Consider the following 22571-nt stretch of genomic DNA (forward strand, 5'->3'; position numbering starts at 1 on the left):
TAATGTCGCGCTTATTGACTATCCTTTTCCTCTGCGCCGCCGCGCGCCCCATGTTCGCTACCGGGAAGCCGTTTGCTCTCGGCTCCGTGCGCTTCGAAGAAAACCGGGGACAGGCGGAGTCCGCCGTGCGCTACCTGGCTCGCGCCCGCGGTCAGCAGGTCTTCTTTACGGACACGGGTGTGGTGTTCTCGCCGCCGTCGGGTCCGGCGATTCGGATGACCTTCGCCGGCTCGAGCCGGCCGGAGTGGGTCGCGGACGGTCCGTCCAGCGATTCCATCTCATACTACGTCGGCAGCGACCCGCGGAAGTGGGTAAAGGCCGCCCCGGTGTACAACCGCATCACCTGGCGTGGCGTGTACCCCGGCGTCGACGTGACGTTCTATGGCGACGGCGACCGCCTGGAATACGATCTGGTGCTGGCGCCCGGAGCGGATCCCGCCCGGGTACGCCTCCAGTTTGCGTCGCCCGCGCGTGTCAGCGGCAATGCGGACGGAGTCCTGGAGATTTCCGAGGGCGGTACCAGGATCCACCAGCGGGTGCCCGCCATCTATCAGGAAACTGCTTCGGGTGACCGCCGCAGAATAGCGGGGGATTTCCAGACCTCAGGCTCGAACGCCGCCGCGCTCAAAGTGGCCGCCTACGACCCCGCCAGACGCCTGGTGGTCGACCCCGTCATCGAAATGGCCACTTACCTCGGCGGCGAGAACGACGATGAAATTGTCGCGGTGGCCGAGGGCTTCGTCGCGGGTAACACACGGTCCATCGCCTTTCCCGCAAACCAGCCGACGCGGCGTGGAGGCCGCGACGTCTTCATAAGGGGAACGAGCCAGTACATCTCTAGCCAGAATTCCCGGATGTTCTTCTACGGCACGCTAATTTTTGGCGGTTCAGGAGACGATGAACTGGCAGGCATTGCCCTGGAAACCACTCTGGGCTACGTCAGCCTCGCCGGAACCACCACCTCGCAGGACCTTCCCGCTACCGGCACCTCCAAATACAATGGCGGCGCCAGCGATGGTTTCCTGGCGACTTTGATGGTATCCCAGGGCTATGCGTCTCTCAACTATACCCAGTACATCGGCGGTTCAGGAGAAGACAGGGTCACAGCGTTCAGCGGACGCGAATACACGCACGCCATGGCGGGCGTGACCGACAGTCCGGACTTCGTTGTCGTCGGAGATGTCCCCCAAAAGTCCCCCGGCGGTGGCAGGGATGCCTTTTACGGCATTGTCAGCCCGCTCTCCGGCTCCAGATACTACGGCTATCTCGGCGGCTCGGGCGACGACGCCGCGTATGCCGTCGCCGTCCGGTCGAACTATTCTGTGTGGATCGGCGGGGAGACGCGCTCCCGCGATTTCCCCTTTGCCGCCGCCTCCGGACTGGCCGGGCCTTCCGACGGCTTTTTGGCGGAGATCAATTTGCCGCTGGTTTATACCGCCGCGCCAGTGATCACCGTGGCCAGTTACCGGGTTGGCGGCAACGGAGCGGATAGCGTTCGGGCGATAGCGACGCCGCCCTCCATATTGAGCACAGACCCCAACAGCCCCTCGGCACTCCGGCCCTTCACGCTGATCGACATCGGTTTCGCGGGTACCACGACTTCCACTGACCTGCCGGTTCGCAACGCCGCCTTTTCCCAATTTGCGGGCGAGACCGATAGCTTCGCCGGCATGTGGAATCTGACTGCTGCGGAGCCCCGATGGCTAACTTATCTGGGCGGCTCGGGCGTCGATGAGGTCACCGCCCTCACCATGGATTGGGCCGGTGATCTCTATGCCGGGGGCTGGACACGCAGCGCCGACCTTCCGGTCACGCACGCGCTGCAACCCGCCAGCGCGGGTGGAGAGGAGGGCATGTTCGCCGTCTTTGACGGCGCCGGAGTATTGCATCACCTCACGTATTTCGGCGGGTCCGGCGACGACCGCATCCGGGATGTGCGACCTGTTTATGGCACGAATGGCACGCTGGCGCGCGTGGCCGGATCCACCACCTCCACCGATCTGCCGCAGCGCGGGCCTGTGCAGGATCGTGGCGGGCAGGCTGAAGGATTCTGGGCCGACATCGGCACGGACTTCACGGTTGGCCCCTCGGAACTGATTCTTGCCAAGGATGGACTCATCCCATTCAGCGTAAGGCCAGGCCGATCGCTGTTCCGCAATCCGGTCACCTACCGGTCCTCCGACCCTTCGCGTGTTCGGCTCGTATACCTGGGCCGCAGTTTCGACGAGGTTACTGCTCCTCCGGAAGATAACATCGCCATCGAGGCGCTGACCGATTCCGGCGATGCCACCATCACCATTGCGGCCCCGGGTTTCACGACGAAAACAATCCTGGTGAGGCTATACCCCGGCGTGTTTGTGCCGGCCTTCTCATCGTCTACTCCGATTTCGACGTGGGCTTCGCCGACCAGCCTCTATGCCGTGTACCGCGCCATGGACCCGGCGACCGGACAACTGATCGGGGTCACTAACCTGGCCATTCGCGCCGGGGGCCCACAGCCGGTGCTGAACTGGTCGGTCTCCGACCCCTCCGTGTTTGAGATCGTCAACAATGGTGGATCCCTTCAGTTGCGTGTTCTGAAGGCGGGCGACGCCACCGTGAGGTTGACGGTGGATGGCTTCACCGTCCTTCAGTCGGACACAACGATCACCGCCGCCGTCCCGCGGCCCATGACATCCAATCTGGATCTCCGCCTGGGCCGGAACCTCTACATAGATATTCCCGTCACCTTCGGAGTGAACGGCCGTCCTGTGACTTCGGGCTATCGTGGCACGCTCACCGCGCGCAGTTCGGATCCGGGCCGTCTGCTGCTCTCCCTTGCGGGCGACCAGCCTGGAGCCGAGAGCGTCACATTGTCGATGTCCGGCTATCAGCCGGTCATCTATGCGCAGGCCCTTGCCGGCGAAGGCGCCGTACAGATCCTCCTTACTTCGAGCGAGTCGGAGGGCGAGACGCCCATCACAGTAACGCTGGAGCCGGCCGTGGTCGCGTGGGGCGTGCTTCGTTACATCCCGACGGGGGGGGCCGTTGTCGACCCGGCCGTTTCGTTGACTGCGGGAGCACAAACCACGCAGTTGACGCTCTGGCTCCAGGGCCAATCGGGCAGCACGGCCAGCGGCTATCGCACCGGTGCGCCGCCCGTGATGCTGAAGCTGTCGAACTCCGATCCGAAGGTCGTGGAACTCAACCGGTTGAGCCGGCCCGTGAATGCAACCGACGCGTCCTACACCCTGTTCGGGCTCGCCGCTGGCACCGCGGAATTGACGCTCACGACTTCCAGCGACGACTTGCGGCCCGTAAACGACTCCGTACACGTCGAAGTGGCCGCGCCCAGGTCGGCGGCCCTGCAGGCCAATCTGCCTGCGACCTTGTACGTCGGCAAGGACTTGCAGGTCGCGGTCACATTCCGTTATTTGGAGCCACAACAGGTGATCGAGGTCATTTCCAGCGATGCGGGCGCCGTGCTGCTCTCTCCCTCCGCGCTCATTGCGGGATCCGCTCAGCTGTCGCTAGGGCCCAAACAGAACAACTCCGATGAGTACACCTTCCAGGTGCAGGCACTCAAGAGCGACGGAGAGACCCGCGTGCGGCTGCGCTTCCCCACGGGAGAGGAACGCGAGATCCGGGTGGTCCTGCTGCCATCGGGCGCCGGCTTCTACGGAACTGCCAGCAGTTCGGCCAGCCAGGGCTTCGATCGCTCGATGCGTGTGACCGCATGGGCGTTGGATCGCCAGACCGGAATCGGCATTCTCACCCAAACACCACAACCAGGGTTCCGGATCGCGGTGAATCTCCGCGGCGAAGGCGGTCCTGTCCGTCTCTCTCCCGGCAGCGTCACATTAACGTCCGAGGCTGCCGAAGCCTCGTTCAATTACACCCTGCCGCCGGCCGGCCAGGACGCCACCTTGATCGTCGAATCCGACGCGGAAGGCGCCGTCTCGCCGGTCACCTCCACGATGCGGGTCCACCCGGCGGCGGCGGCATTCTCGACGGCTACGATGCTGCTGGCCCGCAATGAACTTCGCGAGTTCAACATCGCTTCAATCACGAGTATGCCCGCCCTCACCGCGACCAGCAGTGACCCGGCCCGCGTGCTGCTCAGCACGACCCCCTCCACTCCAGCCTCGCAATCGCTGGAGCTCTCCACTCCCGCCTCCAGGCTCTACATTCATGCGCTGGCCGAGTCGGGCACTGCTTCGGTCTTCTTGAAGTCCGGGGGAGTGACCGTCCTCGAACTCCAGATCGCGCTACAACCCCTGTTCTTGAACCTGACCTACTCCAATGTGCTCACCCAGGGTGGAATTGCGGACTATACGTTCTCGTTGAACGCGTCTGGGCTCCGCCCGAACATCGGACCCTATCGCTTCAACGTCCAATCGTCCAACCCCGCCGTGGCCACAGTGGATCCGTCCGCGTTCGAACTGGTCGCGGCAAATGGCCGTCTCAGTGCTGTCCTGCGGCTCACGGGCATTGCCCGGGGGACCACCAAACTGGTCTTCGACGGTCCTCCGGAGATCATCGCGAATCCGGTCTCTGTGACAGTCAGCGGATCGCCTCAGCAGACGATTCCCAGCTATGCGCTCGGCCGGAATCTGCAGGGTGCTGTGCAACTCGACCTCGGCGCGAATTTCAGCAATCCCAATGGAACGATCGTCAAGCTCACCAGTTCGGAACCGGGCCGGCTGCTGCTATCGCGCTCCGTCTCGACCGTAGGGACGGCGTCGGTAAGTGTCGCCGTGCCGGCGGGACAGCACCAGACCCAACTGATTTACTTCCAGGCCATCGAGGTAGGCGACGCGGTCGTCCAGTGGACCTCGAACGACGTCACCCTCCCTGCGGCCAACATCCAGATCGCCCGCTCCTGGGTGAGTTGTGCCCCGCAGGGGGCCCTCGTGGCAGGCAGCACCACGTCCACTCAGTGCAGCATTCTCTCCGCCACGGCCCCGCCGAACTACCTCCAGCAACTCGCGCCCCGCCCCGGTCTGGACGATCTCACCCTGGGCCTGGAAAGCAGCGCTCCGGATATCTTCACGGTGACGCCGCCGAGCGTATCCCTGCAGTCGGGCGGCGCCCAGGTAACGCTGCGTGGCGTCGCGCCAGGTTCCGCCGAATTGCGGCTCACCCCGCCTGCCGCCTTCGGGCCCTCGCCCGATGGCTCGGAAACCCTGGCGGTCAACGTCAAGGCGCCCCGTCTGGCGACCAGCGGCGCGACGGAAACCATCCTGGGCAAGGACACGCAGGCCACTTACCGGATCTACGTCCCAGCCGGCGTGACGGTCACCGCCGCCTCGCAGGATGCCGCGCTCCTGCTGGTCAGCGCGGACGCCAAGGCGCCGGGCGCCGCCACCGCGACGGCCGTTTCCAACGGAGAGGGTGTTGACCTGACCCTCCAGGCTCTGGCGGGCAGCGGCACCGCGGAGGTTGTCTTCACCGCACCCGGCTATGAGGAACTCCGCGTAGCGGTCAGGCTGCGGGCCGCCCAACTGTACTGGACGAGTCTGCCCTATTCTGGAACACCAATCTCCGTGAAGATTGGAACCTCGGCCCTGCTGACGCTGGGCATGCGTTCCACGGACTATGCGGCAATCCCGCGAGCCGGCTCGAACACAGTCGTAGACGTGCTCATGGACCGTGCGGGCATTGTGACGCTGAACCCGGCCCAAGTGGTGTTCAGCGGCCCGGGATCCCGAGGGGAAGTGAACATCCAGGGCGTCGCCCCAGGCAGCGTGGTCCTGCGAATCTCGCCCCCGCAAGGCTTCACCGCCTCCGCCACCCCGGCCTTGGTGACGGTAGGGCCCTGAGCATCACCAACCATACGCAGAGGCGGCCGCCCGATGAGTCGCGGCCGTCCAGGCGGGAGAATCGTCCTATCAGCGGACGAGCCGCCCCGGCACCAAACCGGACCCGAAGCACCGCGCGAGCCGCCAGCGAGTCCCCCAAGACCCGCCGGCCCGCCAAAGCGGACGAAGCCGCAACGAAACCCCGACCGTCAGGGAGGGCTCCCCACCACGCTGCGAACCGCGCCTGGCAAGGAGTCCCCGATGGCCCTGCGGGCCGCCAAAGCGAGGGAAGCCGCTTTCGGAGCCGCGACTAAAAGGAGCGGGGAAGCAATGGCAAGCCTCCAATCAACCAGCGAAAAGGGCCGTACCCCAAGTCGCGCATCTTTCAACGGAGCGGGCCACGGCCGTGCAACAAGGCACGCCCGTCCGGGAGTCCCTATGCCCCTGAACGCCGCCAAACTAGAGGAAGCCGCCCACACAACCCCAGTCCCGGAGTGCAGCGACGGGCTCCCCCCGTGTCGTAATTGGATTGCTCCCCACCCCTGACAACCACGCCGGGCAAGGGGCGGAACCGCCGGCCTCCGACTCCAGCCCAGTCCCCCGGAAAGGGGGCGGCCCCTTGTCCTCGAAGGCCTCACCCAAACCGGGCGGTGGAGTTGTCTATCGGGGACTTACCCGGAGTCTCAGACCTTTGTTCTCGAAGGCATCACCCAAACATCAACCTTCTACAACAGCCAGGGTATGGGTTACCCGTCTCAATCCTATGTGCTCGAAGGCACAGACCAGAGCTGCTGGCCATCGGCTGGTGGATTCATCAGTGACTCAATCCTTTGTTCTTGAAGGCGCCGGCGCTTTCGGGCAATTCCACTTCACCTGCTCTGCAGGTTCAAGTGAATCGGCACCTTCCCATCCACTTTCTCCCTACCCACAGGTTTCCGCCGTTCTTCCGCCGGATGCCCAGGGCCATCACCGCGGAACCCGCAATATCTTCCCTTTCAATTCATCGGTTTATCCGCGCCCACTCCAGAAATCGCCGCATCGGCATGCGACAATCCCTCTTCGACCGGCACCAAACCAGGTCGTCGAGATCGGGCATCCCCTCCGGGCCCCCCGATCGCCTGCTCCTTGAAATCCGCATCGCCCCAGAGCCCTCGCCCGCGCTCCCGTTCCAATTCCAGCCGGAACCGGAGCGCGCACACGAAGGAATCACCAGATGGCCTACGAGGGACACCGGGCGATGTTCGAAGCCTTCGGGCGCAATAAGTACAAATCGACGGGAGTCATCCAGTGGATGCTGAACAACGCCTGGCCGTCGATGATCTGGCACTTGTATGACTGGTATCTGCGGCCGGGCGGCAGTTACTTGGGGCCAAGAAGGGCTGTGAACCGTTGCACATCCAGTACAGTTACGACGATGGCTCGATTGTTGTCGTCAATTCGCTGTATCAGGGTTTGCGGGGCTGAAGGCAAAGGCCTGGGTCTACAACCTGGATATGACGGAGAAGTGGTCAAAGGTGGCGGTGGTGGACGCGGGGGCGGACAGGTCCACGCGGGTACTGACGCTGCCTGCCCTGGAGGGCTGTCCACAACCTACTTTGTGCGGCTGGCGCTGGAGGATGCCTCGGGCAAGACGGTCAGCACGAATTTCTATTGGCTGTCATACGGCTTCCTCCGCTAAATCGCGTCCCCCGAAATCCACCACTTTTGAGGGAACAAAGCCATTCTTGCAGGCCAGCCGGAAGCCCACCCGGCCCACCCAATCCACTCGCCGCGAGCGAACAAACCCATTCCATCGTCCGGCCCGCCCCCCTCAAACACAAACAGCCGCCACGCACTCCCGTGCATGGCGGCTGCTCTCTCCGGCCCGGCCTTAACCCGGCCAGCGCGTCCTACTTCTTTCGCAACACCCCGCCCTTCGGCGTCTTCGGAGTCGGAGCAGGGAACGGATACACATCCGGCATCACCTTCACCCCCGTCGTGAACTTCCATTCACTCCCGCCCGGCGTCGGGAACGTCAGCTCCAGAAACGAGGCCGAATACCCATGCTCCGGCTTCGCCAGCTTCACCACCCACTTGTTCGGACTCTCTTCCGCCACGTCTTTGCTCTTGTACGCCGGCCCAATCTGCTCCAGCCGGAAATCGCGCGCCTCGGGATTCGACGCACTCCACAGCTTCACCGCGCTCGGCTTGTCCTTGCACGTCACCGTGATGATGCCGTCCTTCGAGATGGTCCAGTCGAACTCCGGCCGCTTCCAGCTCTTCACAATCGATTCGTAATACGACGCCAGGCTCTGCGCCGCATCCGACCGCCGCGTCACCCCATGGTCCGTGTTCGGCACATACCGCAGGTACTTCTCGCCCTTCAGGTCATTCCAGTAGAACTGCGACGAGTCCACCACGAAGAACTGGTCGCCCGCCGAGTTCACAATGTACTTCGGCATCGTCATCCGGTCCCGGTACTCGTACGGCTCTTCAATCTCCAGCAGCTTCTTATACTGCTCCGTACCCTGCCACTCCATGATTCCGTGCTCGACGTAATCCTTCACCGCCGGCGCCCAGAAGCCGTACACCCGCCAGTGATGCGTGAACGACGCTTCCATGTTCAACATATCGATCACCACCGGCATCACCGCGATCACGCGCTTGTCCACCGCGCCCACCGTCCATGTCGTCCAGCCGCGCTTGCTGCCGCCCGTGATCACCCACCGGCCAACCTTCACCTTGCCGCCCGCCTCGCTCGCCAGGAACTCCTGCGTCGCGTCCATCGACTTCACGGCGCCCTTCGTCATCGGCAGCCGCAGCGGCCACTTTTCGTCGCCCGTCTCCAGGAACTTCTGCCACGTGAACGCAATAATCGCGTCCTCCGTCCGCCGCCGCGACTCGCCAAAGAAACTCAACGGCTGGTTCGGGATCATCTTCAGATCCACGGTCACTGACTGCGTCTTCGCCGCCATCCCCGCCAGGAACGCATCCTGCTTGTCCGGAGCCGCATTGTTGTTGCTCCCGCCCCCAATCGCCAGCAGCGCGATGTCGCTTTCCACCTTCTCCGGCTTGTACACCGTCACCCAGTGCTTCCACTCCGTCCTGTCCACTTCGGCAGTCGTAAGATAGTTCTGAGAAGTGACATTTAGGACGTAGGCGGTCACGCCTTGCCCCGGAATCGTCTTCACCAGCTCCCACTTGTAAGCGGGATCCGGCTTCGCGACATAACGGTCGAGAGCCGTCTCTTTCTTGGTCTGCGCGCACACAGACAGGCCCAAAACGGTAAGCAGGGCTAAGGATTGAGTGATTCGGTTGTGATACATGGAACCCGCATAAATCATAACCGATATACTAGGTTCAAATGGCTGTTTCGTCGTCCGTCATGATGCCCGCTCTCGTCAAGCCCCAAGCCGAGCGGGGGATGATTCTTAAGGATGTTCCGGTCCCCGAGATCGGCAAAAATGACGTCTTGATACGGGTTCTCAAGACGGGCATTTGTGGCACCGATGTCCACATCTACCAGTGGGACGAATGGGCCCAGCGCCGCATTCACCCGCCCCTCGTCGTGGGCCACGAATTCATGGGTATGGTCGAGCGCGTCGGCGAAGCCGTCGACGAGTTCAAGCCCGGCGACCTCGTCTCTGGTGAAGGCCACATCGGCTGCGGCCACTGCTTCTTCTGCCGCACCGGCCTCGGCCACATCTGCCGCACCATGAAGATCATCGGCGTCGACCGCGACGGCTGCTTCGCCCGCTTCATCTCCATGCCGCAGTCCAATGTCTGGCGCCTCAAGCCCGGCATTCCCCACGAAGTCGCCGCCATCTTCGATCCCTACGGCAACGCCATGCACACCGTCATGGCCCAGCCCGTCAACGGCCGCACCGTCGCCGTCATCGGAGCCGGAGCCATCGGCCTCATGGCCTGCGCCATCGCCAACGCCGCCGGAGCCCTCTCCGTCCTCGTCGTCGAGCCCCACGCCCACAAGCGCGAAATGGCCCAGAAACTCGGCCTGCCCTTCACCTATGACCCCCGCGAACCCGGCTGGGAGAAGGCCCTCCTTGAGCGCACCCCCGACGGCATCGGAGTCGACGTAGCCCTGGAAATGTCCGGCAGCGCCCCTGGCATCCACACCGCCTTTAAGATCGTCCGCGCCGGAGGCGACGTCGCCATGCTCGGCATCCCGTCCACCGAGGTCGGCATCAACCTGGCCGAAGAGATCATCTTTAAGTCGGTCACGGTCAGAGGCATCAACGGCCGTCTGATGTACCAGACCTGGTACCAGTGCGAGCGCTTCCTCCTCGACCACAAGCTCGACCTCATGCCGCTCATCACCCACCAATGCGGTTACAAGGACTTCCAGGACGCCTTCGGCCTGTTGGAGCGCGGCGAAGCCGTCAAAATCGTCATGAGCTGGGAAGACTAGACCCCCAATGCCCGTAAGCCGGAATGCGCCACCCCGAGCCACGCCCGCCAGGGCGAGGCGCCCCGCAGCGCAACGAACCACGACCGCGAACGGAGCCGCGACCGCGAACGGAGCCCCAACCGCGAACGGAGCCGCGACCGTCAGGGAGCGGAGGAGCCACCGAAAGTCCCCAACCCACCCGCCGTCGCAACCCGTACAACCCCGTACCGGCGCGTCCCCCGCGTCCCCCGCAACCCACCACAACCCCGAGACTTAGCCGAATGCCAACAAATCCCCTGGCCTACCTGGGCCAACAACTAGACGAACTGAAAGCCGCCGGATCCTACTTCCGCCTGCGCGAACTCGAAAGCGCCTGCGAGGCCGTCAGCCACGCCGATGGCCGCGAGGTCATCAACCTCGCCTCCAACAACTACCTCGGCCTGGCCAACCACCCCAAGCTGAAGGAGGCTGCCCTCGAGGCGGTCCGCAAGTACGGCGCCGGCACCGGAGCCGTCCGCACCATCACCGGCACCCTCGACATGCACATGGCGCTCGAACGCAAGATCGCCGCGTTCAAGCACACCGAGGCCTGCGTCGTCTTCCAGAGCGGCTTTGCCGCCAACGCCGGCACCGTCAGCGCCATCCTCAGCCCCGAAGACCACATCATCAGCGACGAGCTGAACCACGCCTCCATCATCGACGGCTGCCGCCTCTCCCGCGCCAAGATCCACGTCTTCCGCCACCGCGACGTAGCCCACGCCATCGAGAAACTCGCCGCACTCAAGGACGAACCCGGCCGCAAACTCCTCATCACCGACGGCGTCTTCTCCATGGACGGCGACATCGGCCCGCTCGACCAGCTCACCGAGGCCGCCGAAGCCCACGGAGCCATCATGATGGTCGACGACGCCCACTCCTCCGGAGTCCTGGGCCGCAACGGCCGCGGCACCGTCGATCACTTCAACCTCCACGGCCGCGTCCACGTCCAGGTCGGCACGCTCTCGAAAGCCATCGGAGTCCTCGGCGGCTACGTCTGCGGCAGTAAGGACCTCATTGAGTTCCTCTACCACCGCGCCCGCCCGTTCCTCTTCTCCACCTCGCATCCGCCGGCCGTCACCGCCGCCTGCAACGCCGCCTTCGACCTCTTAGTAGAGGAGCCCGAGCGCATCGAGAAGCTGTGGGACAACACCCGCTACTTCAAAGCCGCCTTGAAGGACAAAGGCTTCGACACCGGAGTCAGCGAGACGCCCATCACCCCCATCCAGGTCGGCGAAGCCAAGATGGCGCACGCCTTCTCGGCCGCGCTCTTCGAGGAAGGCCTCTGGGCGACCGGAATTGGTTTCCCCACAGTACCAAAAGGCAAAGCCCGCATCCGGGCGATCGTCACAGCCGGCCACACCACGGCCCATCTCGACCAGGCAGTAGAGATTCTAGCCAAGGTAGCCCGCCGCATGGCGATCCTCCCTTAAGGAGCCGTCGCATTGAGCCGCGCCCGTCATATTGAGCCGCGCACGTCAGTAAGCGGGCACCTAAACGTAGGGCTCCAGCAGCCTACTTCATAAACAGCCGGTATCGCCCGTTCTTATAAGTACTCCAGGGCGAGAACCCGCCATGCTCCTTATAGAGCTGGTACGCGAAGTCGATATTGGCCTGGCAGTCTAGCAGGTCCCGCAGGTTCAGCCCTGGCCGCTGCAGGTGCACCGTGTTGATCTGGAAGTACCCCCAGTCCAACGACCCGTCGGTATTGTAGTGGTAGATCTCGCACTTCCCCTGCGGGTTCTCGGCCCGCTGGATGGCCAGAGCCAGCCGGCAATCCGGACCGAACTTCCGGCAGGCGTACTCCTGCCACGCCGTCAGCCCCTTGCCGTTCTGGTCCGCCTGGGCCTCGATTGCGCCGCCTGAGGTGATCCGCTTGGCGACAATGATCGGCGATTGCCAGTGCAGGGTCGCCGGGCTTTGCAGCGTCACCGTGTAGTGCCGCCAGAACCACCACCCGGCCAATGTCAGGACCAGGGCCAGGACAAACACGACCCGCCAGTCAGGCGTGATGGAAATGTTGGTCTGGATCCGGACAGGACGAGCCCGTTTGCGCCTACGGGCAGCAGCAGTGCGTTGAGCGGCCAATCAACCAGCTTCGCAAACTTAAGGCCGCCGCTCAAAGACCTGGATCCGATTGAAGTAATGCTTCCCGGCCGACTCGCAGGCGAGGCACGCCGGCTCGACCGGCCGGAAGTCGCGCTGCAACGCCGTCAGCAGCACCCGCGACGCTGGACTCGTTGAGTCCACCACCACGACAACCCGGCCGGGCGCCTGAGCCAGGAGCCGCGCCGCCTCAGTCTCCAGCTCAGGTCCTCTAGGTGTTCCTTCGTAGCCGGGATGAACGTCGATCGAGGCTGGGAAACTGGTCCGCCGTCCGGCGGCGCCGTGCCAGTACCACTCCACAGGCTGCCGGGACAGCCGGCAGAACACGACCGTATCGCCAGCCTGGACCTGCCGCGCCAGAGCCTCCGCCGCCGCCCGGCTGTTGCAGGGCGACACGTTCCGGGCATCGAGGGTCGTCCATAGGCAGGCGGCCAAGGTGAGCACCGGCACCGTCAAAACCCCGGCTCGCGAAAGAAATCCGGCCAGGGCCCAGGCCAGAAAGGGCGCCGCGACCACCGTAAACCGCGAATTATAAAGGGGCTTCCATTGAGAGATGACCAGCGGCACAAGGATCGAAACCAGAGCCCCGAGAGCCGGTGGCCACCAGGCGCCGGACGTGCGCGGCTTCGCCCCCTTCAACGCGACGGCAATCAGCAGCACCGGAGCCACCGCCGCCACCAGCCAAAGATGAGCCGCCAGAACCTCCAGCGGCGCGGTCCAGCCGGGCCGCTTCAGCCACGCCAGTTGCTCGCCGGTAGAGCCGATCTGGGCCAGCGCCGCGTCGCCCCACAGCGCTAAATAGAGGAATCCGCCGCCCAGCACCGGCACCGCCAGCCGGAAAGCCCGCCAGCCGAACTGCGCCAGCATCGTCACACCCAGCCCCAGCAGGAAGAAAACAAACCAGTTGTGGGTCAACAGCCCGGCTGCGGTGCTGGCTAGTAAGGCCAATTCGGCCCCGCGGGAGGCGACTGGGCGGCTCAGCACCCGCCAGCCGCACCATAAGGATGCGGCGCACACCGCAGCCTCCAGCGTGTACATACGGCCATAGCCGGCCAGCAGCAGGACCAGCGGATTGGCCAGCAGCAAGGCCGTTCCGGTCCAGGCGACGCCGGGCGAATCGGCTTCCGCGAGGAATCGCCAGAAAAACCACGCCGCCAGCCCCAAACCCAGCGCGGAAAACACCCGCAGACTTGCCTCATTCGCGGGTGCCACCGTAAGCCATAGATGCAGAAGGAGATAGTAGAGCGGAGGATGAACGTCGAGGCGCAAAGAGGCCAGCAATGCCGGAAGGCGCAGTACAGAAGTACTTAAACTGAAGACCTCATCGGATAAAATCGGAGCCCCCAAACTAGCCGCGCCACAGTACAGGTACCCCGCCAGGAGGAGGTACCGCGCTCTGTTTTGGGAAGGTGCCAAGGGATTCGCCTGAGTCATGTATCGACCGGAAAAGAATGGACCTATAGGATGAGGAGAGGGTTTATTCGCCTCGGCCTCAGCCCCATATACTCCTCAGGCTTGCAGCATCTCCTACAGAACCCTTGGTTGAATCTAAGTTGAGAATTAGGTACTTCGTTGGATTTGTGTAGCCGGGAGGTACTGTTACTGTGGGTCTAGCAACGACAAGACAAATCGTTTGCAAGGGAGAGGAGATCACAATGAAGAAACTTAACATGCTCATCTGGAAGCTGCGGATCATGAAGGACACCCGAGGCCAGGACCTCATTGAGTACGCCTTGATGGCCGGCTTCGTGGCCGTTGCCGCTGGCGCCATCGTCCCCGGCGTGGCGAGCAGCATCAAGACCATTTTCGGTAAGGTCAACAACGTGATGACCAGTTCCGCGACCCAGGGCTAAGCCCAGTCGCGTGCGCTCAACATCTCATTATCCCATGGAGGGCAGCTTGGCTGCCCTCTTTGGCTATCGCCTGCTTGGTTTGAATTCCGGATGGCGAGTTTGTAAGTCATCTTAATACCTTTGTCAGTCCCTGAGGCCAGTTGATCAGTAGTTCCTGCCTCTCTAACTGAGTAGGTAAACTTATTTTAAGGTCCAGTCACGGCTGTTATTGTAAGGCTATCCCAACCGTGTGAAAGCACGGAGAAGGACAAAGGAGAGGATTAGAGATCATGAATCGCTTGCTACAAATCGCACTTCGGCTTCGGGTCTGGAAAGACACTCGCGGTCAAGACCTTATCGAATACGCGCTGATGGCTGGTTTCGTCGCCGTCGCGGCCGGGGCAATTGTCCCTGGCGTCGCCGACAGCATCAAGACCATCTTCGGCAAAGTCAACAACGTGATGACCAGTTCCGCCACGCAGGGCTAACCGGCCCGGCATCGCAGGAATCAAAAACGAAATTGGGAGGGCGCCTGTGGGTGGCGCCCTCTTTGCTTGTCAGGGCCCTTTTCAGGCCAGCCAGTTGATCAGGTCGCCTTTTCCGTCAAATTCCAGTTCCCTGGGCTGCTCCAGAATCTCCACCATCGGATTCGCTTCCAGTTCCCCCCTCAAATTCTCCGTGAAGGCCATCACCGTCAAATCCTGAGAGTTACGGATCCAGCCGATCTTCAGTTGCGACGGCTCCATCACGCCCACGGTCCGCCAGATCTGCTTCAGGCATTCGCGATCCGTGGGGAAATGGACAGGGATGCGGATGGACGCCATGGCGCCGGACGTCAAGCCATTCACATAGGTCGGCTTCTTCTTCATCCCTTTGATCACACGGCTGTTGGCGATATCGCTCATGCCCAGGCCCACGGCATTGCCGTAGCTCATGGGGTGGATCTCGCGCAGGAAGACCCGGCCGACCCGGGGCGCGTATGGCCAGGGGTTGTAGTCACCGTAGACGGTCCGGTTGATCACCTTGGGATCCATTCCGGCGCCGGAGATGTTCTTCCCCAGTTGATTCACGATGAGCAGGTCGAGATCCTGGAGCGGAATGCGCGGCATCCAGCTCTTCACCTGGACCAGGAGCTCCTCTTCGCGCTGTTCCATCGTCGAGGCCGGCACGGCCTCGACGTGGCCGGTCTCGTGGTTGCCATCCTCGAGAATCGCCAGGCCGCCCAGGATTTTGCCGGAGGCGATCACCTGGCGGCCGACGCTGCGGATCACGGCCTCCAGTCCGAGGCGGTAGCCATGGGTGTGGTAGCGCTGGGCTCCGGCGAATTTGCCGAGGCCGATCGCCATCATCTTGAAGAGACCACTCTCGAGCTTGCCTTCAAAGTCGGTATGCCATTTGACGCGGCTGCACATCATGACGGCGCCGGACTGAAAGGCGAGCCTGTCCATGACGACGTCGATGCCTTCCGGTGTCGTCCCGAGGTTGACCACATTGAGAGCGCTGCGGATGGGGCAGCCCATGTTCGTTTCGGTGATGCCGTACTTGGCGAGCACTTCGGCCTGCCCGGTGGCGGTAGCCGCTCCGTGGCTGCCCATGGCCGGGAAGATGAAGGGTTTGGCGCCTTGTTCCTTCCACCACTCGACCACCGTGCGGACGATGATGTCGATATTGGCGATGCCGCGGCTGCCGACTCCGATGGCGACAGAGGCACCGGGGCCCACGCGCTGCGCGAAACCGGAGTTCTGCAACTCGAAACGCACGGTGCCTGGGATGTCGGAGAGGACGTGGCTGGGGAGTTTCTGACGAGTCAGCAGGAAGGGCGCAAACCGCATGTAGCCATTCTATCGGGCGGCCGACCCGGTTGGCGCCATTCCAGTTGAATTTCGGACTAGATCTCTTCCCATTCGCGCTCAAGCATGCGGGAGTACTCACCCGAGGCAAAGAGCTCAAAGCGGAAGTTCCAGGGAGACAACGTCTTGAAGGGTTCCATGCCCTGACGGCACTGGAACAACTGATCCGCGTAGCGGTAGTAATACTGGATGAAGTGCGGAGCCAGCCATTCCTGGTCTGGCGCCTTGTTGAAGATGGCGTTGAGGCCCAGGGCGCGGCTGAAGATCGCCTTGTAGTCCGCAACACCCCACTTCGTCAGCTTCTCACGGACATCCCCGGGCGGGCTGTCGATGAGCAGTTGGGTGAAAGCTGCCGCCGTAATGCCGGCCTCTTTCAGCACGCTGTCGCGAGCCACGAGTTCAGCACACTGTTCCAACCAGCGTTCGAGATCCTTGCCGACGTAATACAGCATGCGCAGCTCGCACAAGCGTCCGGAGAGCAAACGCTGCAGGATCTCGTCCGAAGACAGCTCTCCCGTGGGGAGCATGCCCTGCAACATCAGGTGCGCTCGGGAACTCTCGACAAGCTTATCCGGCCCGCCCGGATCGGAGAATGGGTGAAGGATGACGGGCGGCAGATCCCACACTTGGCCGGCTGGTAGTTTCGCCTCTTCCATGCGTACTTCTCTTATCGGCAGCGACATCGAAATTACTTAGGCGTTTAACGCATTTGACTGCGGGATTTCAGAGTGGCCTTCGTTTCCAGTTCCTTGCCGTCCCGTTTGTACTTCAACGGTACGACGTCGCCTGGTTTCTTAGAGCGTAAGGCGTATGTAAAATCCATCAGATTCGAGATCGGCTTGCCGTCGAATTCGGTGATCAGGTCGCCGCCTCTGAGGCCTGCGACATCGGCGGGCGAGCCCTTGGTGACATCGGAGAGCTTGAAGCCGCCCTTGGTTTCGCCCATGTCGGGGATGCTGCCGAACCACGCTCCGCCGCCGCCGCTGGCCGAGGCGCTGGCCGTGGCTTGCGGCGCGGGCGCGGAGACCTTCACGTAGGCCGGGCGCTGGGGCGCGTCCTGCAATTTCACGGTCACTTCGGCCACGAGGTTGACCAGGTCGGCTGCGCTCTGGTGGTCGATTTTGTCCCAGGTGTCGCTGGGCTTGTGGTAGTCCGCGTGCAGGCCGGAGAAGAAGAATAGCACCGGCACCTGCTTGATGGTAAAGGAGAAATGGTCGCTGGAGCCGTAGCCGCCCTGCTCCGACAGATCGAGTTTGAGCTTGGGATGGGCCGCCTTCACGGAATCGAGAACAGCCGAGAGGGTGGAGCCCGTGCCGGTGCCGCCCACGAAGACCTTGCCGTCCTTGATGCGGCCAATCATATCCATATTGATCATGGCCACCGCCTTCTCCAGGGGGAGGATGGGGTGGTTCACATAGTAGGACGAACCGATGAGGCCGAGCTCCTCCGCCGAGAACGCGAGGAACAGGATGCCGCGCTTACGCTTGGGCTGGGCGGCGAAGTAGTCGGCCAGTTCCAGCAGGCCGGCGGAGCCGGAGGCGTTGTCGTCGGCGCCGTGATGGATGGCTTTGCCGGCGAGGTCGGGCGCCATGGAGCTCTGCTCGCCCATGCCCAGATGGTCGAAGTGGGCGCCGAGGATGACGTACTCGTCGGTCTCGCCCTTGAGGTAGGCGACCACGTTCGGCACCTGGCGCACTTCGCGCAGAACATTCACCTGCAGGTCGACATTCAGGCCGGGAATTTCAAACGACGACGGCTTCATCGTCTTGTCGACCGACTCGATCCAATCTTTCAGGTTCTTTCCGGTGGGGTGCAGCCACTGGCTGGCGAGCTCGGCCTTGACCTGGACAAAGGGGATATCCGGTGAATTGGGGCCGACGTGGTTGGAGAACTTGTCGACCGTGTCCGTGTCGACCGGATGGTTCGACATGTCGTTGACGAACAGGACGGCCTTGGCGCCGTGGAACTTGGCGTTGACCGCCTTGGTCTGCTTCTGTTCATGCGACGTGTACACTTTGCCGGCGAACTTGCTCTTCTCGTCGAACTCCTGCGGTTCGTGGCGTAGGACGAGGACGATCTTGCCCTTCACGTCGAGGCCGGCGTAGTCGTCGTAGTCGTACTCCGGCGCGGTGATGCCGTAGCCGGCGAAGACAACGGGGCCGCTGACCTTGGCGTTGCCGGAGAAGTTGAAGGGATTGAAGTCCTGGCCGAGGCCGACCGCCTGTTTTTTGCCGCTGCCATTGGTAAACGACAGCTCGTTGCCCTTGCCGAGCTTGGCGTTGGTGGTGACCTCAAAGGTCTGGTAGTAACTGGATCCGGCGGCGGGTGGAATGCCCAGGGCCTTGAATTGGCCGGCGATGTAGGCGGCCGCCTTCTTTAGCTGGGGCGTGCCGGTGCCGCGGCCCTTCAGCCCGTCGGAGGCGAGGTATTTCACCGTCTGCTGGTAGTGGTCCGCGCTGATGCGCCCCTTTTCGGGAACGGACCGGGCTTGAAGGATGATGGCGGCGGAGGCGGCCAGGCTGAAGAGGAACAGTCGCTGTCTGGTCATCGGTTACTACTTTCGCTGTCTATTTTTTCCCGGGGATGGGCAGGGTGAGTTCGCAGCACTTCTCGCCGCCCTCACCGGTAGTCTTGGCGTATTCCAACTCGAAATCGATGATGCCCTTGAGCTGCTGGAACGGGAGGCTGCCGGGCAGCATGCGTCCGTTGACGAACATCGTGGGAGTGGAACTGACACGCAGGCCGCGGGCCTCGGCCATGCTGGCTTCCACTTCGGGGAGCGTGGATTTGTTGTCGAAGCAGGCCCCGAAGGCGCCGGCGTCGAGCTCCTTGTCCTTCATCCACTCAGTCACCTTGGTCTTCAGGGTTTCGGGGGTGATTTCAGCCTGCTTGTCGAAGATCCAATCGTGATAGTCCCAGAAAGAGGCGGGGTTCTGGCGGAAGATGCAGCGGCCGGCGATGGCGGCGGGTTTGGCCCAGGGATGAAGCTGCTCGATGGGGAAGTCCTTGAAATAGAGGCGGACTTCCTTGGGGTAGGTCTTGATGAGGTTGGCGCGCAGTTGCTTGGCTTCTTCGCGGCAGAAGTTGCACTGGAAGTCGCTGAAGAGCACAAGGACGACGGGGGCTCCGGGTGTGCCGATGGACGGTTGGAGGTCAGTTTTCAGCTTGGCGAGTTCTGCGGAGAAGGGGCTCTTGCCCAACTGGTAGAGCGTACCGCGGACGATCTTCTGACCGTCCTCGCTGACGTAGAACATCTCGTCGAGCGACACCTTCTGGTAGCTGCCGGTGACCTTGACCTGGCGGAAGCCGGGCATTTCGGAGGGCTGGGGATCGGCCACGGCGACGCTGATCTGGGGTCCCCAGAGTAGGAGATGCCGCACGAAAGCTTCGAACTTGGGTTTGTCGAAAGTGGGCGGCGCCGCAGGTTTCACGGCCGTGGCCGGTTTCGCCGGAGCAGTGGTCTTCTTCGGTGTCTGGCCAAAGCAGGAGGCGGCCGCGAGACCGATGGCCGCCCAGCGTGAAAATCTGGTCATACCGCCCATTCTACCGTCTCAGTAGCCGCCTTCCTCGAGCTGCACTTTTCCGGCGAACTTCCGGTAGAGGAAGACGGAATAGGAAGCGGCCAGGGCCATGCCCGGCGCGAACCAGATGAGGCCAATGCGCAGGCCGTAGGCGGGCGCGCTGGCGTTGTGGATGGTGAGGCTCAGGGCCGGGTCGGTGTTGGCGGGTAGAACATAAGGGAAAACTCCGAACACGACGCTGGTGAGCATGCCGATGACGAAGACTGCTGAACTGACGAAGGCCTTGAGGTCTTCCTGGCGGCTCCAGAAGAGGAAGGCTCCGGTGAGGCCGGCCAGCGCCAGCAGCGGGAAGACGAAACCCACCGGCATGGCGGCGAAGCTGCGGCTGAGTTGGGGCTGGATGCGGAAGCTGACCACGGTGACGAGCACGGTGAAGGCGGCGACGGCGAACCAGGACAGGCGGGCGATGCGGCGGGCGCGTGTGCGCACCCCGTTCTCGGTCTTATAGGCGACCCAGAGGGCACCGTGCTGGGTGAGGGTAAAGAAGGCGAAAAGGCCCACCAGGATGGTGTACCAGTCGAGGATGCCGGGATTCGGGCCGGGCAGCCAATCCGTCCACAGGGGCAGGAAGAACTCGCCGGAGGCGTCCAACGGCACGCCGCGCACGACGTTGCCGAGGGCGACCCCGAAGAAGATGGCGAGCAGTCCGCTGGAGAAGCAGAAGACGGTATCCCAGAGCGGCTTCCACACCGGGTTGTCGATGTGGTTGCGGAATTCCACGGAGATGCCGCGCAGGATGAGCAGCCACAGCACCATCATGAGCGGCAGGTAGAAGCCGCTGAAGGAGGAGGCGTAGAGGGCGGGGAAGGCGAAGTAGAGCGCTCCGCCGCCGGCGAGCAACCAGACTTCGTTGCCGTCCCACACGGGTCCGATGGACTTGATGACGGCGCGGCGTTCGCGATCTGTGCGGGCCACGCCGAGATGGACAATGCCGGCGCCGAGGTCAAAGCCATCGAGCACCACATACATGGCGACCATGACGGCGACGATGCAAAACCAGATGACAGGTAGCATGGTTTCTGGAATCTCCTTTAGTGGGCAGCCGGAGCGGAGCCGGGGCCGTGCTCGATTTCACGCCAGATGAGAAACAGACCGAGCATGAGCAGGACGGAATAGATGCCCATGAAGCCGAACAAAGTGAACATGGCATTGCCGCTGGAGACGCGGTTGGAGAAGCCGGCGGTGGTCCGCATGAGGCCGTAGATGAGCCAGGGTTGGCGGCCGACTTCGGCAGTCATCCAGCCGGCGGTGTTGGCCACGTAAGGAAGCGGCATGGCCAGCAGCAGCGCCCAGAGCAGGGGTTTGAAGGTAAAGAGCTTGCCGCGCCACAACTGCAGGGCGGAGAGCCCCATGATGGCGATGAAGATGGTGCCGAGGCCCACCATGATGTGGAACGAGTAGAAGAGCAGGGGGATGTTGTCCGGCCAGTTCTCTTTAGGGAAGGCGTCGAGGCCGCGCACTTCGGCATCCCAGCGCTTGTGAACGATCATGCTGAGGACGCCGGGCAGGACAAAGGGGTTGTCGAGGCGGCGTTGTTCGACGTCGGGCTGGCCCAGGATGGCCATTGGCGCGGCGGGTCCGGTTTCAAAGTGGCCTTCCATGGCGGCCAGCGTGGGTCCCTGATGGCGGGCGACAAGAGCACCCTGCTGGTCACCGGTGGGGAAGGCGACCAGTAGCGTGGCCAGGAGCCCCGTGGTGACGGAGACGCGCAGGAACGTTCGGCCATAGTCCTGGTGTTTGCCCATGAGCAGGTAGAACGCGCCGAGGCTGGCCATGGCGAAGCAGCCGGTGACGACGCCGCCCAGGATGGTATGCATGAACTGCCAGGCGGCCCAGTCGTTGAAAATCAGGGCGCTCCAACTGTTAAGAATGATCTCGCCGTGGGGGCCGAGTTCATAGCCGACGGGGCGCTGCATCCAGGCATCGGTGGCCACGATGAGGTAGCCGGAGAGCCAACTGCCGACCCAGACGGCCAGGGCGGAGAACCAGTGGCCGACGCGGCCCATGATCTTCTCACCGAAGATTAACAGGCCCAAAAAGCTGCTTTCCAGGAAAAATGAGTACAGGCCCTCCATGCCGAGGGTGTGGCCGATGACGCCTCCCGCGGCTTTGGAGAAGCGCGACCAGTTCGTGCCGAACTGGAATTCCATGGGGATGCCGGTGACGACGCCGAGAGCGAAGTTGACGGCGAAGATCTTGGCCCAGAAGCGGGCGGTATCGTTATAGTGTTCGTTGCCCGTGCGGAGGGCCATCGTCTTGAGGATGAAGATCAGAAGAGCCAGGCCTAGCGTGAGCTGGACGAAGAGGTAGTGAAACGTGATGGTAAACGCGAAGTGAAAACGATGAAGAGCCAGAGCGGAGTCCATTTGGTCCTTGTCTATGCGGATGCAATTCAGACACCAAAGTCTAGATTCGTTGAATTCTCAGTGTTTATACAACTTGCTGATTCTGTTACCTTTCCTGAATGGGTGATTTGCCCCACATGAAAATCTGTTGCATGTGCCAGATGCCACGGCCGGAGGCGGAGGCGGTCTGCCTGATCTGTTTGAGTAAGGACTTCACGTCCGTCTCGTGGGCGTTGCCGGAAGACTTCGGGCTGCGGTTGATTGGCGAAAACCGGCTGGATGTCGCCTATGCGTACCTGGAGGAGCAGGTGGCGCGAGACCGGGAAACGGCCGCGGTGACGCTGCGGCTGGCGTGGCTGGCTTATGCATTTAAGGACTTCCGGGCGGTGGAGACCTGGTGCCACGAGGCGACACGATTGGATGAGGCGTGGGCGGAGCCGCATATTCTGCTGGGGTATGTCCTGCAGCGGGCCGGGCGATGGGAGGAAGCGGTGGAGGAGTACGCGATCGCCGGGCGAAGAGAGGGGCTATCGGAAGAGCGGCGGCAGCGGGTGTTGGACTTGACTGTCGAGTGTAGGACGAACATATCCGAATTCTGATGCAAAGTCTCTGGCGGGAACCGCCGATATAGGGATAGAGCGGGAAAGTATCCCCGGA

At 62.8% G+C, this 22571-nt stretch carries 16 protein-coding genes; 7 read left to right on the top strand and 9 right to left on the bottom strand.

The annotated features are described in order from the left end of the window. Window positions 1–2: 2 nt before the first annotated feature. Window positions 3–5801 (top strand): DUF7948 domain-containing protein, encoded by a 5799-nt coding sequence (locus IRI77_RS05480; RefSeq protein WP_194451070.1) that lies wholly within the window; start codon window positions 3–5, stop codon window positions 5799–5801. Window positions 5802–6993: 1192 nt separating this feature from the next. After that, window positions 6994–7458: a hypothetical protein gene (locus tag IRI77_RS05485; protein WP_194451071.1), complete on the top strand. Its 465-nt coding sequence runs from the start codon at window positions 6994–6996 to the stop codon at window positions 7456–7458. A gap of 211 nt (window positions 7459–7669) precedes the next feature. Here the strand turns inward: IRI77_RS05485 and IRI77_RS05490 are convergent, their stop codons facing one another. Beyond that, entirely contained in the window at window positions 7670–9085 is a 1416-nt protein-coding gene (locus tag IRI77_RS05490) for a PhoPQ-activated pathogenicity-related family protein (protein ID WP_194451072.1), read from the bottom strand. A 38-nt stretch (window positions 9086–9123) separates the two neighbouring features. Between IRI77_RS05490 and tdh the strand changes: the two genes are divergently transcribed. Both tdh and IRI77_RS05500 read left to right on the top strand, forming a co-directional pair. Beyond that, window positions 9124–10185 carry an L-threonine 3-dehydrogenase gene (tdh, locus tag IRI77_RS05495; RefSeq protein WP_228486608.1) on the top strand — a complete coding sequence of 354 codons (1062 nt, stop codon included), beginning with the start codon at window positions 9124–9126 and terminating at the stop codon, window positions 10183–10185. 260 nt (window positions 10186–10445) lie between these two features. Next, window positions 10446–11633: a glycine C-acetyltransferase gene (locus IRI77_RS05500; RefSeq protein ID WP_194451073.1), complete on the top strand. Its 1188-nt coding sequence runs from the start codon at window positions 10446–10448 to the stop codon at window positions 11631–11633. 82 nt (window positions 11634–11715) lie between these two features. Here IRI77_RS05500 and IRI77_RS05505 read toward each other — a convergent pair whose 3' ends face one another. Both IRI77_RS05505 and IRI77_RS05510 read right to left on the bottom strand, forming a co-directional pair. After that, a complete protein-coding gene (locus IRI77_RS05505; protein WP_194451074.1) occupies window positions 11716–12288 on the bottom strand; it encodes a lysozyme family protein in 573 nt (190 codons plus the stop codon). An 18-nt stretch (window positions 12289–12306) separates the two neighbouring features. Then, window positions 12307–13488: a hypothetical protein gene (locus IRI77_RS05510; RefSeq protein ID WP_407674029.1), complete on the bottom strand. Its 1182-nt coding sequence runs from the start codon at window positions 13486–13488 to the stop codon at window positions 12307–12309. A gap of 473 nt (window positions 13489–13961) precedes the next feature. Between IRI77_RS05510 and IRI77_RS05515 the strand changes: the two genes are divergently transcribed. Both IRI77_RS05515 and IRI77_RS05520 read left to right on the top strand, forming a co-directional pair. Next, window positions 13962–14159, top strand: coding sequence for a Flp family type IVb pilin (locus IRI77_RS05515; protein WP_194451076.1), 198 nt, complete (start codon window positions 13962–13964; stop codon window positions 14157–14159). 269 nt (window positions 14160–14428) lie between these two features. Next, window positions 14429–14626, top strand: a complete 198-nt coding sequence (locus IRI77_RS05520) for a Flp family type IVb pilin (RefSeq protein ID WP_194451077.1) — start codon at window positions 14429–14431, stop codon at window positions 14624–14626. 81 nt (window positions 14627–14707) lie between these two features. On the opposite strand, the gene IRI77_RS05525 is transcribed toward IRI77_RS05520, so the two are convergent. Genes IRI77_RS05525 through IRI77_RS05550 form a run of 6 tightly spaced genes read right to left on the bottom strand, consistent with a single transcriptional unit; the run spans window position 14708 to window position 21935 of the window. Next, window positions 14708–15970 (bottom strand): nickel pincer cofactor-dependent isomerase, group 22, encoded by a 1263-nt coding sequence (locus IRI77_RS05525; RefSeq protein WP_194451078.1) that lies wholly within the window; start codon window positions 15968–15970, stop codon window positions 14708–14710. A 56-nt stretch (window positions 15971–16026) separates the two neighbouring features. Next, on the bottom strand, window positions 16027–16644 hold the full coding sequence (locus IRI77_RS05530; RefSeq protein ID WP_194451079.1) for a hypothetical protein: 618 nt from the start codon (window positions 16642–16644) through the stop codon (window positions 16027–16029). 44 nt (window positions 16645–16688) lie between these two features. Beyond that, the gene (locus IRI77_RS05535; protein ID WP_194451080.1) at window positions 16689–18536 is read right to left on the bottom strand and encodes a M20/M25/M40 family metallo-hydrolase; all 1848 of its coding nucleotides are present in this window, start codon (window positions 18534–18536) and stop codon (window positions 16689–16691) included. Window positions 18537–18555: 19 nt separating this feature from the next. After that, window positions 18556–19521: a thioredoxin domain-containing protein gene (locus IRI77_RS05540; protein WP_194451081.1), complete on the bottom strand. Its 966-nt coding sequence runs from the start codon at window positions 19519–19521 to the stop codon at window positions 18556–18558. A gap of 18 nt (window positions 19522–19539) precedes the next feature. After that, window positions 19540–20583: a cytochrome d ubiquinol oxidase subunit II gene (cydB, locus tag IRI77_RS05545; protein WP_194451082.1), complete on the bottom strand. Its 1044-nt coding sequence runs from the start codon at window positions 20581–20583 to the stop codon at window positions 19540–19542. A 17-nt stretch (window positions 20584–20600) separates the two neighbouring features. After that, window positions 20601–21935, bottom strand: coding sequence for a cytochrome ubiquinol oxidase subunit I (locus IRI77_RS05550; RefSeq protein WP_194451083.1), 1335 nt, complete (start codon window positions 21933–21935; stop codon window positions 20601–20603). A gap of 131 nt (window positions 21936–22066) precedes the next feature. Between IRI77_RS05550 and IRI77_RS05555 the strand changes: the two genes are divergently transcribed. Further along, the gene (locus tag IRI77_RS05555) at window positions 22067–22513 is read left to right on the top strand and encodes a hypothetical protein (RefSeq protein WP_194451084.1); all 447 of its coding nucleotides are present in this window, start codon (window positions 22067–22069) and stop codon (window positions 22511–22513) included. Window positions 22514–22571 lie beyond the last annotated feature (58 nt).

The sequence above is a fragment of the Paludibaculum fermentans genome, from assembly GCF_015277775.1.
Taxonomy (GTDB): Bacteria; Acidobacteriota; Terriglobia; order Bryobacterales; family Bryobacteraceae; genus Paludibaculum; species Paludibaculum fermentans.

What these genes read in the sequence shown, in the direction of transcription:
- IRI77_RS05480 (WP_194451070.1), top strand. Translation starts at nt 3, where the DNA reads ATGTCGCGCTTATTGACTATCCTTTTCCTCTGCGCCGCCGCGCGCCCC.
- IRI77_RS05485 (WP_194451071.1), top strand. Translation starts at nt 6,994, where the DNA reads ATGGCCTACGAGGGACACCGGGCGATGTTCGAAGCCTTCGGGCGCAAT.
- IRI77_RS05490 (WP_194451072.1), bottom strand. Translation starts at nt 9,085, where the DNA reads ATGTATCACAACCGAATCACTCAATCCTTAGCCCTGCTTACCGTTTTG.
- tdh (WP_228486608.1), top strand. Translation starts at nt 9,124, where the DNA reads ATGGCTGTTTCGTCGTCCGTCATGATGCCCGCTCTCGTCAAGCCCCAA.
- IRI77_RS05500 (WP_194451073.1), top strand. Translation starts at nt 10,446, where the DNA reads ATGCCAACAAATCCCCTGGCCTACCTGGGCCAACAACTAGACGAACTG.
- IRI77_RS05515 (WP_194451076.1), top strand. Translation starts at nt 13,962, where the DNA reads ATGAAGAAACTTAACATGCTCATCTGGAAGCTGCGGATCATGAAGGAC.
- IRI77_RS05520 (WP_194451077.1), top strand. Translation starts at nt 14,429, where the DNA reads ATGAATCGCTTGCTACAAATCGCACTTCGGCTTCGGGTCTGGAAAGAC.
- IRI77_RS05525 (WP_194451078.1), bottom strand. Translation starts at nt 15,970, where the DNA reads ATGCGGTTTGCGCCCTTCCTGCTGACTCGTCAGAAACTCCCCAGCCAC.
- IRI77_RS05530 (WP_194451079.1), bottom strand. Translation starts at nt 16,644, where the DNA reads ATGGAAGAGGCGAAACTACCAGCCGGCCAAGTGTGGGATCTGCCGCCC.
- IRI77_RS05535 (WP_194451080.1), bottom strand. Translation starts at nt 18,536, where the DNA reads ATGACCAGACAGCGACTGTTCCTCTTCAGCCTGGCCGCCTCCGCCGCC.
- IRI77_RS05540 (WP_194451081.1), bottom strand. Translation starts at nt 19,521, where the DNA reads ATGACCAGATTTTCACGCTGGGCGGCCATCGGTCTCGCGGCCGCCTCC.
- cydB (WP_194451082.1), bottom strand. Translation starts at nt 20,583, where the DNA reads ATGCTACCTGTCATCTGGTTTTGCATCGTCGCCGTCATGGTCGCCATG.
- IRI77_RS05550 (WP_194451083.1), bottom strand. Translation starts at nt 21,935, where the DNA reads ATGGACTCCGCTCTGGCTCTTCATCGTTTTCACTTCGCGTTTACCATC.
- IRI77_RS05555 (WP_194451084.1), top strand. Translation starts at nt 22,067, where the DNA reads ATGTGCCAGATGCCACGGCCGGAGGCGGAGGCGGTCTGCCTGATCTGT.